The following is a 14343-nucleotide window of genomic DNA, read 5'->3' on the forward strand; positions in this document are numbered from 1 at the left end:
CGCATGAACAACGCAGTGAACAACGGGGTCTGGTCCGGCAGCTGGGTCGCCGAGCGGCTCGGGGTCGGGATCTCGGGGGACGACACGCTGACGCAGATGCTGGGACTGGCCCTGCGCCGCAACCCCAAGCGGGCCCATCTGCTGGTCTCCCACGTGCTGGGCAAACACGTCCCGCAGCTCCCGTCCGTGGTGTACGGCCACGGTCTCGCCCTCGGCCGCAGGGTGCGGGACCTGCTCGGCGAGGCGGACAGCGGCCGGGCGGTCGTCCTGGGCTACGCCGAGACCGCCACGGGCCTCGGCCACTCCGTCGCCGACGGCCTGGGCCTCGCCCCCTACCTGCACTCCACCCGCCGGCCGGTCGCCGGTGTCGCCCCCGCGGGCGGCTTCGAGGAGTCCCACTCCCACGCGACGTCCCACCTGCTCCTCCCGGAGGACGCGACGCTGCTGGTCGGCACCGGCCCCCTGGTCCTGGTCGACGACGAGTTCTCCACCGGCAACACCATCATGAACACGATCAGGGACCTGCACGACCGCTACCCCCGGGAGCGTTACGTGGTGGTCGCCCTGGTGGACATGCGCTCACCGACGGACACGGCCCGGCTGGAGGCGTTCGCCCGGGAGATCGGCGCGCGGGTGGACCTGGTGGCGGCGGCGCGGGGCACGGTCAGCCTCCCCGAGGACGTCCTGGTCAGGGGCCAGGACCTGGTGAGCGCGCACGAGTCGGCCGACCCGGGGGCACACTCTCCGCGGGACTCCACCGGCCGGCAGCCGACACACCACCGGGTCGACCTCCCCTGGCCCCCCGGCCTCCCCGACGGAGGTCGACACGGCTTCACCCCCGCGCACCGGACCCGCCTGGAGGCCGCCCTCCCGGAGATGGCCGCCCGCCTGGCGGAGGCGATACCCGAGGGCGCCCGCAGCGCCCTCGTGCTCGGCTTCGAGGAGCTGATGTACGCTCCCCTTCGCCTGGCCTGCGAGCTGGAGCGGAGCGTGACCGCCGACGTCCGCTACAGCACCACCACCCGCTCCCCGGTCCTCGCCGTCGACGACCCCGGCTACGCGATCCGCAGCCGGCTCGTCTTCCCCGCGCACGACGACCCGGCCGACGGCCCCGGCGACCGGTACGCGTACAACGTCGCGGGCGCCGGATTCGACGCCGTCGTGGCCGTCGTCGACTCGGCCGCCGACACCCCCGCGCTGCACGCCCCCGACGGCCTGCTGGCGCAGCTCGCCGCACACACCCCGCACGTGGTCCTGGCGGTCATCCCCTCGTACGTCCCCGAAAGGCTCCCCATGCTGCCCGAGCCCCTCCGCGGCCCCGCCTTCTCCTCGTACGCGCCCGAGGAGGTCGGCTGGCTGCTCCAGGACCTCTCGGACGTGACGCTGGAGGCTCCGACCGAGGAGCGGGAGGAGGCCATCCAGAGCGGCGGCGCGCACTACGCGGAGTCGCTGCCGGTCGAGTACCAGCCGAGCGCGCAGTACCAGGAGCTGTTCCAGGCGGCGCTGGAGACCTCGGCCGCGCGGATCGCGCAGGCCGTGGGCGTCGTCACGGAGACCGTGATCGCCGAGCGCTCCCCCCGGCCCGTCCTGGTCTCCCTCGCCCGGGCCGGCACCCCCGTGGGCGTCCTGATGCGCCGCTGGGCCCAGTTCCGGCACGGCCTCGACCTGCCGCACTACGCCGTGTCGATCGTGCGCGGCCGGGGCATCGACGCCAACGCGCTGCGCTGGCTGGCCGCCCACCACGACCCGCGGGACGTGGTGTTCGTCGACGGCTGGACCGGCAAGGGCGCCATCACCCGGGAGCTGGCCGCGGCGATCGAGGAGTTCGAGGCGGCGGGCGGTGCCGCCGGGTTCGACCCGGAGATCGCGGTGCTGGCGGATCCGGGCTCGTGCGTGCGGACGTACGGCACCCGCGAGGACTTCCTGATCCCCTCGGCCTGTCTGAACTCGACGGTCTCGGGGCTGATCTCACGGACGGTGCTGCGGGCCGACCTGGTCGGTCCCGACGACTTCCACGGCGCGAAGTTCTACCGGGAGCTGGCCGGTGCGGACGTGTCCGTGGCCTTCCTGGACGCCGTCGCCGCCCGCTTCGGCGAGGTCGCGGAGGCGGTGGCCGCCGCGGTGAAGGAACTGCTCGCGAGCGACCGTACGCCCACCTGGGAGGGCTGGGCGGCCGTCGAGCGGATCAGCGAGGAGTACGGCATCCACGATGTGAACCTGGTCAAGCCGGGCGTCGGCGAGACCACCCGGGTGCTGCTGCGCCGGGTGCCCTGGAAGATCCTGGCGCGGGCCGGGGCGGGCGCCGATCTGGACCACGTACGGCTCCTGGCGGAGCAGAGAGGGGTGCCCGTGGAGGAGGTCGGCGAGCTGCCGTACACCTGTGTGGGGCTGATCCATCCGAAGTACACGCGCGGGGCGACCGGCGCCGACGGCAAGGCGGTGGCACTCTGATGGGCGTGCTGGTGGCGAGCGACCTCGACCGTACGCTGATCTACTCCTCCGCGGCGCTGGCGCTGACCATGCCGGACGCGCGGGCGCCCCGGCTGCTGTGCGTGGAGGTGCACGAGGCCAGGCCGCTGTCGTTCATGACGGAGACGGCGGCCGGGCTGCTCACCGACCTCGGGGACGCGGCGGTGTTCACGCCGACGACCACCCGGACGCGCAAGCAGTACCTGCGGATCAATCTGCCGGGGCCGGCCCCGACGTACGCGATCTGCGCCAACGGCGGTCACATCCTGGTCGACGGGGTCACCGACGAGGACTGGCACGCGGGGGTGCTCGCGCGGCTGGCGGAGCAGTGCGCACCCCTGGACGAGGTCCGGGCGCATCTGGAGGCCACCGCCGACCCGCTGTGGCTGCGCAAGCACCGGGTCGCCGAGGACCTGTTCGCCTATCTCGTCGTGGAGCGCGAGCTGCTGCCCGAGGAGTGGGTGAAGGAGCTGGGGGCCTGGGCGGAGAACCGGGGCTGGACGGTGTCGTTGCAGGGCCGCAAGATCTACGCGGTGCCGAAGCCGCTGACGAAGAGCGCGGCCGTGCGCGAGGTGGCCCGGCGCACCGGCGCCGAGCTGACGCTGGGCGCCGGCGACTCCCTGCTCGACGCCGATCTGCTGCTGGCCGTGGACCGCGGCTGGCGGCCGGGCCACGGCGAGCTGGCCGACACGCAGTGGACGGCCCCCGGGATCACGGCCCTGCCGGAGCGGGGCGTCCTCGCCGGGGAGCGTGTCCTGCGGGAGTTCCTGAAGGCCGTCCGAGGGCCGCTGTAGGGGCGGTCAGGCGCAGCAGCCGCCGCCGCAGCAGCCGCCACCGCCACCCCCGCCCCCGCCGCCCGCCCTGGGCGCGGGGGCGTTCGCCGTGCCGCCGACGGCGACGGCCGAGAGAAGTTTCACCGTGTCGTCGTGGCCGGCCGGGCAGGCGGCGGGGGCGGCGGACTCCGCCATCGGACGGCTCAGTTCGAATGTGTCGCCGCAGGTCCGGCAGCGGTACTCGTAGCGAGGCATGCCGACAGGTTAATCCTCATATGCCGGGCAGACCCCATCAGAGTTTTCCCTGTGTTTGCTTCTGTCGATTTCTTATGTGGAGAATTTGCGAAGGGCGCTGGTAATTTGAGGGTGCCGCGATGAACCGCGAGGTCGGGGGGATTCAGGGTTTGCAGCCGAGTCCACGGCAACCATGTCAGACCCTCGTACGTCTGTACGTCTGCCTGTGCGAGCAACACGAAGGTGCGGAGGGAGACGCGTAGTGGACCAGGTGGGGCAGGGGGAGGAGCCCCAAAGGCCGGACGAGACCATGCAGTTGAAGCTCCCTGCCGGTTTTCGGGCGGACGAGACCATGCAGCTGCGGGTGTCGGACATTCCTAAAGTTCCTGACACATCCGGGAGTTCGGAGAAATCGCGTACTTCGGGAAATCGCCGCAAGGCCCCGCGTCCCTCCCTGTTTGCCCGAATATCCGTGGTTTTGGGCGCCCGGCTGGCTCCCCTCGCCGCGGTACTGAGCCCTTATGTGACTCGTGTCACTCCCTATGTCCGCAGGCTCCGCCCGCAGTACCCGCGCCCCGGCCGCGACGACTGGCGGCGCTGGATACCCTCCTGGCGGCAGAGCCTGGGAGGCTTCTTCGCCTCCCTGGGGCTGAGCACCTTCCTCCTCGTCGTCGCCTACGCGGCCACCGACGTCCCGCAGAACCTCAACTCGTACGCCACCCAGCAGGACAACGTGTTCTTCTGGTCCGACGGGACGCCCATGGCCCGCACCGGCTGGGTGCAGCGCCAGGCGATGCCGCTGAAGGACATCCCCGAGGACGTCCGCTGGGCGGTCCTCGCCGCCGAGAACGCGAGCTTCTACAGCGACCCCGGCATCTCGTTCAAGGGCATCGGCCGTGCCCTGTTCCGCACCATCGGCCAGGGCGACACCCAGGGCGGCTCGACGATCACCCAGCAGTACGTGAAGAACGTCTACCTGAACCAGGAGCAGACGCTCAGCCGCAAGTTCACCGAGGCGATGATCTCCCTCAAGCTGGACAACCAGATGAGCAAGGACGACATCCTCGAGGGCTACCTCAACACCAGCTGGTTCGGCCGCGGCACCTACGGCATCCAGCGCGCCTCCCAGGCCTACTACGGCAAGGACGTCGGCGAGCTCAACGCCAGCGAGGCCGCGTTCCTCGCCTCCCTGCTCAGGGGTGCGGGCCTCTACGACCCGACGCTGTCCGGCGCCAACCGCGATCGCGCCGTCGAGCGCTGGCGGTGGACCCTGGACCGGATGGTCGAGATCGGCAAGCTGTCGAAGGCCGAGCGGGCCAGGTACACGAAGTTCCCCGAGCCGCTGAAGAGCAACCCGCTGTACGACACCGGTGAGCAGAGCGACTACCTGGTGGAGCTCGCCACCCAGTACGCCAAGAAGTCCGCGGGCATCTCCGACAAGGACTTCGACCTGGGCGGCTACCAGGTCTACACGACCTTCGACAAGAAGCGCGAGGACAAGCTCACCAAGGCCGTCACCGCCGCCCGCAAGAAGGCGCTCAAGGACGACCCGAAGAACGCGAAGGCCGCCCACTACGGCGCCGCCTCCGTCACCTCCGACGGACGGATCCTCGCCGTCTACGGCGGGCCCGACCACCGTACGCAGGGCTACAACGAGTCCAACGCCACCACCGTCCCGGCCGGCTCCGCCTTCCTGCCCTTCGTCTACGCCGCGGGGCTGGAGAACGGCATCCGCAAGACCCGCGACGGGGACGCCGCCACCGTCACCGGCGACTCGCTCTACAACGGCGACGACAAGGTCCTGCTGACCACCCCCGAGGGCTACTACTGGGACCGCAGCGGCAAACGCGTCGCCGCCCAGAACGACGGCGGCAGGTCCTACGGGCAGATCTCCCTGCACCGCGCGCTGGCGCTGTCGGTGAACACGCCGTTCATGCAACTCGGCATGGACACCGGCCTGGACAGGGTGCGCCGCACCGCGGAGGCCTCCGGCTTCCTCCCGTCCAGCATCGGCGCCCAGGTGCCCGCGCTGTCCCTGGGCAGCTCCACGCCCAGCGCGATCCGGATGGCCAGCGGCTACTCCACCTTCGCCGCGGACGGCAGGCACACCGAGCCGTACTCGGTGCTGCGGATCACCCGGAACGGCTCCGACATGCCCCTGGACACGCCGAAGCCCAAGCGGGCGATGCGCACCGCGGTGGCCGACGAGGTCACCTCCGCGCTCACCGACTCCTTCCGCACCGCCCACCCGTCCGACGTGCCCTTCTCCTCCACCGGGTCCGCACCGGCGGGCAAGGCCGGCACCACCGACAAGGACACCGCGGCCTGGTACGTCGGCACCGCCAAGAAGGTGTCCACCGCGGTCGTCGTGTACCGCATCGACCTCACCAAGAGCCTGGAACCGCTGCCGCTGGAGGGCATCGCCGGAACCACCGGCGACAGCGTCCCGTACGGCATCTGGTCCAGTGCCATGCGCCCGCTCGGCTGACCACCGAAACGGGCCCCGCGTCCCCAACCCGAGAATGAGCCGCACATGAAGTCACCGTCGGGCCGCCGCCGCAAGGCCGCGGAACCGCGCCGCACCGCCGCCGCGCACCCAGGGTTCCTCACCCTGGCGGCGCTTCTCGTCGTCGCCTCGCTGATGGGCGGCTACCTGGTGCTCGGCCGCACCGGCAACACCCAGCCGACGGCGTCCTCGGGGGACAGCAAGAAGGCGTCGGCGAAGGCGAGCGAGGAGCCGGTGTGGGACGGCAAGACCCATGTCCTGGGGGACGGCTCCACCTCGTACACCGGTCCGCAGAAGGACCAGTTGAAGGCGGTACCCCTCAAGCCCGGTGAGCAGCCGCCCCAGTTCGTCGTCCTGTCCTGGGACGGCGCGCTCGCGGGCGACGACGGGCTCTTCGAGCACTACCGCGAGATGGCCAAGCAGTACGACGCCCACATGACCTTCTTCCTCACCGGCATCTACCTGCTGCCCAAGAGCAAGCGGGACCTGTACGCGCCGCCGATGCACGACAAGGGCGCGGCGGCGATCAGCTTCCCCACCGACGAACACATCCGCACCACGCTCGGACAGCTCTCCAAGGCCTGGCTGGAGGGCAACGAGATAGGCACCCACTTCAACGGGCACTTCTGCGGGGCCAAGGGCGGCGGCGACTGGAGCGTCGCGCAGTGGAAGAGCGAGATCGACCAGTTCTACGCGTTCGTGGAGAACTGGAAGACCAACACCGGTGACAAGGACATGGCCCCGCTGCCCTTCGACTTCAAGAAGGAGGTCACCGGCGGCCGGGCGCCCTGCCTGGAAGGGCAGGAGAACCTGCTCAAGGCGGCCAAGAGCTACGGCTGGCGCTACGACGCCTCCAACCCCGGCGGTCTGCAGGTCTGGCCGACGAAGAAGGACGGCCTGTGGGACTTCCCGCTCCAGGGACTGCCCTACGGTGACATCCAGGCCCTGTCCATGGACTTCAACTTCCTCTACAACCAGTCGAACGGCGAGACCGAGGGCGACCCCGCCAGGTACGCCGAGTGGCAGCAGCAGACCATCGACTCCTACATGTCCGGCTTCAACCGCGTGTACTACGGCAGCCGCGCACCGCTGTTCATCGGCAACCACTTCGAGAACTGGAACGGCGGCATCTACATGAAGGCCGTCGATCACGTCATCGAGAACGTGTGCACCAAGAAGGACGTCAAGTGCGTGTCCTTCAAGGAGCTGGCCGACTGGATGGACGTGCAGAAGCCCGAGACGCTGGCGGCGCTGCGCAGCCTGGACCCCGCCCAGTCGCCGAGCGACTGGTCCGCCGTCGTGAAGTGACGGCGAAGTAACCAAACTTCAACCGTACCCCTCTTCACATCACCCACACACGCCGTGCAAAGATGCCCTCCCCGGCATCCCTCCGCCGGGCAAGAGGGGAAACATCAGTGAAGTCAAGGAAATTGAGCCGTTCGAGGCGCCGCGCCACGATACTCGGGGCGGCCGCCGCCTCGGTCGTGGCGGGGGCGGCGCTGCTCCCGAACTGGTCCGCGGGCGCCGCGGTCGTCGACGACCCCACGGTCGACGCGAAGACCAAGGCCACCTTCCAGCGGCTGGCCGACGCGGTCTTCACCGACCGCACCGACGCCCTGGTCACCGGCAAGCAGGGCGACCGCGAGACGCCGCTGACCAACGGCTTCTCCGGCAGCGTCAAGCTCTCCGCGGGCACCGCCCGCACCGAGGGCGCCGCCCTGTCCTCACTGGGACAGCGCAAGGACAAGCTGGCCAAGGCCGGCGAGAAGTACAGCAAGGCCGCCACCACCGTCACCCTGAACGCCACGCGCGTGACGGGCCGTACGGCCAAGGCCGCGGTCACCGAGACCACGACCCTGACCTACGCGAACGCCGCCGCCGGCCAGCCGAAGTCCACCGGCTTCCAGGCGCACCACGAGCTGACGTTCACGGCGGACCGGCGCGGCACCTGGCAGCTCACCGGCATCACGGACACCGACCAGGGTGGCCTCGCGGTGAACACGCTGTCCAAGCCGGTGGCGTCCGTCAAGGTCACCACGGCCGACGACACCATGCCGAACGCCGCGCGCGCGGCGACCACCCGCAACCCGGTCGCCGTGCCGAAGACGGGCACCACGTACGACTACAAGGCCATGGCGGCCTACGCCGAGAAGTACGTGTTCACGTACAACAAGGACTACCCGGACTTCAACAACCACACCGCGGGCGGCGACTGCACGAACTTCGTCAGCCAGTCGCTGAAGGCGGGCGGCTGGAAGCACGTCCCGGGCTACGTGTACGACTACACCAAGTGGTTCGGCAACGCCGACATCCAGTCGGACTCGTTCGTCGGCGTCAACGAGTGGTCGTGGTTCGCGCAGAACTCCAAGCGGACCACCGCGCTGGCGAACGTCTACCAGCTGGAGGTCGGCGACGTCCTCCAGATGGACTTCGACCGGGACGGGTCCAAGGACCACACCATGATCGTCACGTACAAGGCCAACGGCATCCCGTACGTGACCTACCACTCGAACAACACGCTCCGCCGGTCGGTGGCGAGCCTCGTCGCGTCGTACCCGAACGCGTACTACTACGCCTACCGCACCTGATCGGACGACGGGGGCGATGACGGGGGCCAGTTCTCCCTGAGTTCCTGGTGGCGGTCCCGCTCCTCGGCGTACTCGGGGTGGCGGGCCCGCCAGTACGGGTTGTCGTGCGGCAGGGCCGATCCGACCCTGCCGTACATCCCGAAGACCAGCAGCAGGATCCCGATCACGAAGCTCAGCATGCAGTTCTGGATCTTGAAGGCCAGGAAGTTGTAGTCCGTCTCCAGCAGCGCCATGTTGAGGAAGCCGCTGAGGATGAACAGGATCCCGAAGGTCATGTTGAGCGTGGACGCGAAGTTGCCGCCGATCACCATGCCCACGAAGAGCAGCAGTCCGACCCCGATCGACAGCCAGCTCAGCGCGCCGTTGGTGTTCAGCCCCCAGACCTGGTCCCCTCCGGTGTCGAAGGTGCCGATCTCGTCCAGGACGCCGAAGATCCCGAAGACGACGAGTCCCAGGCCCATCAGCCCGGCCCCGATCCGGTAGACCAGGTTCAGCCGGTGGTCGACCGGCAGGTGGTCGTCGAGCCTGATCCGCCGACGGGCGTGCAGTGCGTGTGCGGCCATCTCCGCCTCCTTGCGCGTGGATGTGCCGGAAGAGGCCCCGTACGTACCCCAATATCCGCCCGCCCGGCCCCGGCGGCAAACGTCGGTGCGACGGCCCTCAGTGGCCCGCGCCGCGCTCCTCCCGGATCCGGGTCACCACGGCGGCCACCGACTGCCGCACCCCCTCCGTCTCGGTGAGGAAGTGCCAGTAGTCGGGGTGGCGGCCCTCCAGGGTGCCGATCGCCCGCTCCAGCCGCGCCACCGCGTCGTCCAGGGGGCGCGCGTCCCGGGGATCGGGCGTGTTGCGCCCGGCCATCGCCAGCCGCTGCGCGTCCCGGATCGCGAACCGGGTCCGGTCGATCTCGGCCTTCGGGTCCTTCTGCACGGCGTTCAGCCGGTGCAGCCGGTCACCGGCGGCGGAGACCGCCTCGTCGGTGGTGTTCAGCAGCGCCCGCGCCGTGGACAGCAGCGAGGCGGCGTCCGGCCAGCGCTGGGCGTCCCGCGCCGCCTGCGCCTCCCGCAGCCTCGCCTCCGCCTGCCGTACGTTCTCCGCGGCCTGCTCGGGCACCCGCTGGAGGTCCTGCCAGCAGGCCGCCGCGAACCGCCGCCGCAGCTCGCTCAGGATCGGGTCGACCTGGCCCGCGCGGGTCGTGAGCGCCTGCGCCCGCGTCCGCAGCGACACCAGCCGGTGGTCGATCTCCGCGGCCTTCTCCGGCAGCCGCTCCGCCTCCGCCCGGACCGCCGCGGCCTCCCGGGCGACCCGCTCGGCCCGCTCCAGCGTCTGCGGCACGCCGTGTTGTCCCGCCCCCTGGTTCATCCGGGTCAGCTCCGGCCCGAGGGCGGCGAGCCGGGCCGCCAGGTCGTCCGCCGTCAGCCCCGTCCGCCGTACCGCGTCCAGCGCGTCCGACGCGGCCAGCAGCGCCTGCCGGGCCCGCTCCACGGCGGGTGCCAGCCGGGCCAGCTGGGTCTCCGCCTTGCCCAGCAGCGGGCCGAGCCCCTCGGCGAAACGATCCAGCTCCTTCTTGACGTTGCCCAGCTCGTCCTTGGCCCGGGTCAGCTCGGTGCGCGCCCGCGCGGCCGCCGAGGCCTCGAGGTCGTCCCGGTCGAGGTCGTGGGCGTCGACCGCGTCGATGTACCGGCTGCTGGCCTCGTCGATGCGCCGGCCGATCTCCTCGAAGGCGGAGACCGCGCGCCGGGCCGCCGGGCTGTCGTCCACCGCCGTGATCGTCTCGATGGAGATCCGCAGATCCCGCTGGGCGGTGTCCAGCTCGTAGAACGCGGCCGCCGCCGCGTCCTTCGCGGCCTGCGCCTCGGCGCGCTGGCCCTCCGCCCGCCCGCCGAACCAGCGCCGGGTGCCGCCGCCGGCGAACGCGGCGGGCAGCGCGAGCGCGACGACGAGCGGCAGGGCGAGCAGGGTGAGGGCGTCCCGCACCGGGCGGTGTGCGCGCGGCACCAACGGCGAGTACGGCTGCGGTGGTGTCGCCGTCACATCCCTCTCCCGTGCTGTGATTCGCCTGAACCGGTGTTCATTCTCCCACCGGTTGAAGACGAACACACGGGCCGGTCAGTTCACCGTCGGGACCGTGACTTTCCCACCGGCGCCGATACACGTTTGCGGGGCACCGCCCGGGGCAATGTAGGCTGTCGACTCGTCCTGGGTGCGTAGCTCAGGGGTAGAGCGCCTGCCTTACAAGCAGGATGTCGGCGGTTCGAAACCGTCCGCGCCCACCAGGAGACCGAAGGGCCCCCGGAGAGATCCGGGGGCCCTTCGCATGCCCGGGGCGCGCTGTGTCTAGGATGACCGCTGTGAACGGACTGTGGCGGCGGGCGGTGTGCGTGCTGGGGCTCCTCGTGGGCCTGCTCGGCATGCACGGGCTCGCGCCCGGAGGAGTGGTGTCCGCGCACGCGGAGCCGCGCCTGACGACGGCCGTCGCGGCCGTGGTGTCCGTCGCCCCCGCCGAGGGCCACGACGGCTGTGCGGGGCACGAGGGCCACTGCGGTGGCGGACACGCCCGGCACGCCGACTCCACCTGCGCCTCGGCCGCCGTGAGCGGGGGACCGGCGCTGCCGGGCCTGCTGCCCGACCCCGCCCCCTTCGCCGTGGCGGACGAGACGCCGTGCTCCTTCGCGGTCGCGGCTCCCGACGCCGCCCGCGCGCCACCCTCCCTGGCGGAACTCCAACTCCTGCGGATCTAGACACCGCTGCGCGCACCCACGCTCCCGGTGACGGGCCGGCGGGGTGCGCCGACGTGTCCACGCACCCTTTTCTGCCCAGGAGTTCCCGTATGACCAGCACCACCCGCAGCCCGATCCGCCGTGCCGCGCTGACGGCCGTGACCGCGACGGCCGCGCTGCTCCTCACCGCGTGCGGCGGGGACGGCGAGTCCGCCTCCTCGTCCCCCGCCTCCTCGCCCTCCGCCTCGGCGGCGGTCTCCGGCGGTGAGCACAACGCCCAGGACGTCACCTTCGCGCAGGGCATGATCCCGCACCACCGGCAGGCCCTGCAGATGGCGGAGCTCGCCGCCGACCGTGCCTCCTCCGCCCAGGTCAAGGACCTCGCGGCCCGGATCGAGAAGGCCCAGGACCCGGAGATCGAGAAGATGACCGGCTGGCTGAAGGCCTGGGGCGAGGACGTGCCCGCGGAGGGCGCGGCGGCCGACGACTCCATGCCCGGCATGGACCACGGCTCCGGCGGCATGGCCGGGATGATGGACGACGCCCGGATGAAGACGCTGGAGAAGGCGTCCGGGGCGGCCTTCGACAGCGCCTTCCTCGCGCTGATGGTCGAGCACCACGAGGGCGCCGTCGCGATGGCCGGAACCGAGCGGGACAAGGGCCGTTACCCGGCGGCCAAGGACACGGCCGGCGACATCGTCACCGGCCAGACCGCGGAGATCGCCGAGATGAAGGGCCTCCTCGCCGGGAAGTCCTAGTCCGCTTCACCGGGTGGGGTCTCGTGCGCGTGCTTGAGGCGCGTGCGGGCCTCCACCCGGTCCTCGGCGGCGACCTCCGACCAGAAGCGGTGGCAGCTCACGAACACCGCGAGCTCGTGCTCGCGCCGCCGCAGCTTCTCCACCTCGGCCTGCTCGTCGGCCGTCCAGCCCGGGGACGCGGGGCGCTCGATCTTGCGCCAGCCGCCCGCGTCACTGAATCCGTCCAGGGGCTCCACCGACCAGGGGAGCCGCTTCAGCAGGGCCGACAGCTCGGCCCGGACCTGATGCAGCTCCTCCTGACCGGCGCGCAGGTCGCTGGGAAAGTCATAGGTCTTAGCCACACGGCAATGGTACGCCTGTTCGATTTTGCGGGGCGAGCTCCTTCGGGGGGTTCGTGTGAACATCCGTTCGACAAAGGGGCCGGGGGTGGCCGGGGGTCAGGGACCGGACGTGCGCTCCCGCTTCAGGGCGGCGATGCCCATCCGGTCCGTGGTGTCCGCGTCCCCGGCGAGGCGGTGGACCACCACCCAGGTGCCGTCCGGCAGGGCCCCGGCGAAGACCGAGGCACGGCCCACCGCACCGTTGTGCCAGAGCAGCTCACCGGCCGTCCGCCAGCTCGGCGCGGGGTCCCCCAGCCGGCGCTCCACCAGCAGCCGTACGACCAGGTCGGCGGTCGCCCGGGGGGTCGCCCACAAGCCGCCCGCGGGCAGCATCGCGCCGTTCATCGTCCAGGGCCGCCGGGTGCCGCCGAACCGCCCGGGTGCGAGCAGCCGCCGCTCCGGAGCGGGACGCGCGCTCACCTCCGTGACGTCCAGCGGGCGCAGTACGTGCTCCGTCACCAGCTCTTCGTACGACGCCCCGGACGCGGCGGCGGTCAGCGCCGCGCCGAGCACCGCGTACCCGAGGTTGGAGTACGTCTCCTCCTCGCCCGGGGGGCGGGTGACGAGCGTGTCCAGCCGGCGGACGAGGGCCTGCAGCGCGAGACGGCCGAAGGCGGCGTACGGGTCCCGGCGCGGTAGCAGGACGGGGGGCAGCCGGGGGAGACCGGAGGTGTGCCGGGCCAGGTGGAGCAGGGTGATCCCGGTCGCGGGAGCCTCGGGCAGCCACCGTTCGAGCGGGTCGTCCAGGGACAGCGCCCCGGCCGCCGCCATCCGGGTCAGCACGGTCCCGGTGACGGCCTTGGTGAGCGAGCCGATCTGGACGTACCGGTTGACGGCGTGACCGTCGGCGAGGGCGGGCCGGCCGGCGGAGGTCAGGACACAGGTCGGGACGGGGCGCCGCATGGGAGTTCTTCTTTCGGGTCGGGTCGGGGCGGGGGAGACTGGTGGCATGTGCCGGAGTATCAAGACGCTGCGTCCGCCCGTGTTGCCCGAGCAGGCGACCCCGGAGGACATCCACGCCGCCGCCCTGCAGTACGTCCGCAAGGTGTCCGGGTTCCGGGCGCCGGCCGCCCACAACAGGGAGGTGTTCGACCACGCCGTGGAGGCGATCGCCGAGGCCACGGCCCAGCTGCTCGGCGGCCTGGAGGTGCGGGGCGCGGCGAGCCGGGCGTCCTGAGGGGCCGAGCCCGCATCCGGCGCGCGGCCCGTCGTAACCGGCCCGCGGCCGGGCTACGCCGACGGGCGGCGCATGACGTACGCCGCTCCCGCGCCCGCCCCGAACAGGGCCAGCACGGAGACCCCGGTGGCCAGCCAGCCGGCGCCCAGCCAGTGCGCGCCGAAGTAGCCGAGGGCCACGCTGTACGCGGTCCAGGACAGGCCGGCCAGCGCGGACCAGGGCAGGAAGTCACGGGCGCGGCGGTGTGCGGCACCGGCGATCAGGGAGACCACCGAGCGGCCGGCGGGCGCGAACCGGGCGAGGACGACCAGGGCGCCGCCGCCCCGGGCCAGGGCCTCGCCGAGACGTTCCTGCGCGGTGGTCAGCCGCCGGGAGCGGGAGATCGCCCGGTCCAGGCGCTCACCGCCGCGCCAGGCCAGCCGGTAGGCGACGAGGTCGCCCAGGACGGACGCGGTCGTCGCGGAGAGGACCAGGGCCAGGATGTCGGGCACCTCGTGCGGCACCCGGCCGGTCGCCGCTCCCGAGCCGGCGGCCGCCGCGGTGGCCGCCGTGATGACCAGCACCCCGCTCGGCAGGACCGGCAGGAACACGTCCAGCAGGACCGACAGGCCCACCAGCGCGTAGATCCAAGGGCTGCCCAGCAAGGCCCCCACACTCTCGAACACCGTTCGCTCCCCCGTGACAATGACAGCCATACAGCGTACGCGGGGGAGGTGACAGAAGGGTCACGAGGTGTGTTTG

Annotated in this window: 14 protein-coding genes and 1 tRNA gene; 9 read left to right on the forward strand and 6 right to left on the reverse strand. The window is 71.7% G+C overall.

Going from position 1 to position 14343, the window contains the following annotated elements:
• Nucleotides 1-3 precede the first annotated feature (3 nt).
• The gene (locus U5640_RS31405) at nt 4-2451 is read left to right on the forward strand and encodes a phosphoribosyltransferase (RefSeq protein WP_340380050.1); all 2448 of its coding nucleotides are present in this window, start codon (nt 4-6) and stop codon (nt 2449-2451) included.
• Nucleotides 2451-3263, forward strand: a complete 813-nt coding sequence (locus tag U5640_RS31410) for an HAD family hydrolase (protein ID WP_340380052.1) — start codon at nt 2451-2453, stop codon at nt 3261-3263. The genes U5640_RS31405 and U5640_RS31410 overlap by 1 nt, the downstream gene beginning before the upstream one ends.
• A gap of 6 nt (nt 3264-3269) precedes the next feature.
• On the opposite strand, the gene U5640_RS31415 is transcribed toward U5640_RS31410, so the two are convergent.
• A complete protein-coding gene (locus tag U5640_RS31415; protein WP_340380054.1) occupies nt 3270-3497 on the reverse strand; it encodes a zinc ribbon domain-containing protein in 228 nt (75 codons plus the stop codon).
• A 289-nt stretch (nt 3498-3786) separates the two neighbouring features.
• Here U5640_RS31415 and U5640_RS31420 point away from each other — a divergent pair, with 289 nt between their 5' ends.
• From U5640_RS31420 to U5640_RS31430, 3 genes are all read left to right on the forward strand, one after another.
• Nucleotides 3787-5964 (forward strand): transglycosylase domain-containing protein, encoded by a 2178-nt coding sequence (locus U5640_RS31420; RefSeq protein ID WP_340385449.1) that lies wholly within the window; start codon nt 3787-3789, stop codon nt 5962-5964.
• A 45-nt stretch (nt 5965-6009) separates the two neighbouring features.
• A complete protein-coding gene (locus U5640_RS31425; RefSeq protein WP_340380056.1) occupies nt 6010-7290 on the forward strand; it encodes a hypothetical protein in 1281 nt (426 codons plus the stop codon).
• Nucleotides 7291-7397: 107 nt separating this feature from the next.
• Nucleotides 7398-8570 (forward strand): amidase domain-containing protein, encoded by a 1173-nt coding sequence (locus U5640_RS31430; RefSeq protein WP_340380058.1) that lies wholly within the window; start codon nt 7398-7400, stop codon nt 8568-8570.
• Here U5640_RS31430 and U5640_RS31435 read toward each other — a convergent pair.
• Nucleotides 8558-9133, reverse strand: coding sequence for a DUF4383 domain-containing protein (locus U5640_RS31435; protein WP_340380060.1), 576 nt, complete (start codon nt 9131-9133; stop codon nt 8558-8560). The two genes, U5640_RS31430 and U5640_RS31435, sit on opposite strands and share 13 nt — an antisense overlap.
• A 97-nt stretch (nt 9134-9230) precedes the next feature.
• Nucleotides 9231-10601, reverse strand: coding sequence for a hypothetical protein (locus tag U5640_RS31440; protein ID WP_340380061.1), 1371 nt, complete (start codon nt 10599-10601; stop codon nt 9231-9233).
• A 167-nt stretch (nt 10602-10768) separates the two neighbouring features.
• On the opposite strand from U5640_RS31440, the gene U5640_RS31445 reads away from it, so the two are divergent.
• From U5640_RS31445 to U5640_RS31455, 3 genes are all read left to right on the forward strand, one after another.
• Nucleotides 10769-10843, forward strand: a tRNA-Val gene (locus U5640_RS31445).
• Between the two features lie 75 nt (nt 10844-10918).
• A complete protein-coding gene (locus U5640_RS31450) occupies nt 10919-11308 on the forward strand; it encodes a DUF6153 family protein (RefSeq protein ID WP_340380063.1) in 390 nt (129 codons plus the stop codon).
• 89 nt (nt 11309-11397) lie between these two features.
• Nucleotides 11398-12045, forward strand: a complete 648-nt coding sequence (locus U5640_RS31455) for a DUF305 domain-containing protein (protein ID WP_340380066.1) — start codon at nt 11398-11400, stop codon at nt 12043-12045.
• Here U5640_RS31455 and U5640_RS31460 read toward each other — a convergent pair.
• Together U5640_RS31460 and U5640_RS31465 are read right to left on the reverse strand one after the other, a co-directional pair.
• Nucleotides 12042-12386, reverse strand: a complete 345-nt coding sequence (locus U5640_RS31460) for a hypothetical protein (protein ID WP_340380068.1) — start codon at nt 12384-12386, stop codon at nt 12042-12044. The two genes, U5640_RS31455 and U5640_RS31460, sit on opposite strands and share 4 nt — an antisense overlap.
• Nucleotides 12387-12482: 96 nt before the next feature.
• Nucleotides 12483-13328: a serine hydrolase domain-containing protein gene (locus tag U5640_RS31465; protein ID WP_340380070.1), complete on the reverse strand. Its 846-nt coding sequence runs from the start codon at nt 13326-13328 to the stop codon at nt 12483-12485.
• 46 nt (nt 13329-13374) lie between these two features.
• On the opposite strand from U5640_RS31465, the gene U5640_RS31470 reads away from it, so the two are divergent.
• Complete coding sequence (locus tag U5640_RS31470) at nt 13375-13602, forward strand: DUF2277 domain-containing protein (RefSeq protein WP_340380072.1); 228 nt, start codon at nt 13375-13377, stop codon at nt 13600-13602.
• Nucleotides 13603-13655: 53 nt separating this feature from the next.
• Here the strand turns inward: U5640_RS31470 and U5640_RS31475 are convergent, their stop codons facing one another.
• Nucleotides 13656-14267: a VTT domain-containing protein gene (locus U5640_RS31475; protein ID WP_340380073.1), complete on the reverse strand. Its 612-nt coding sequence runs from the start codon at nt 14265-14267 to the stop codon at nt 13656-13658.
• Nucleotides 14268-14343 lie beyond the last annotated feature (76 nt).

Origin of the sequence: Streptomyces sp. SS7 (genome assembly GCF_037993025.1) — a bacterium.
Taxonomy (GTDB): domain Bacteria; phylum Actinomycetota; class Actinomycetes; order Streptomycetales; family Streptomycetaceae; genus Streptomyces.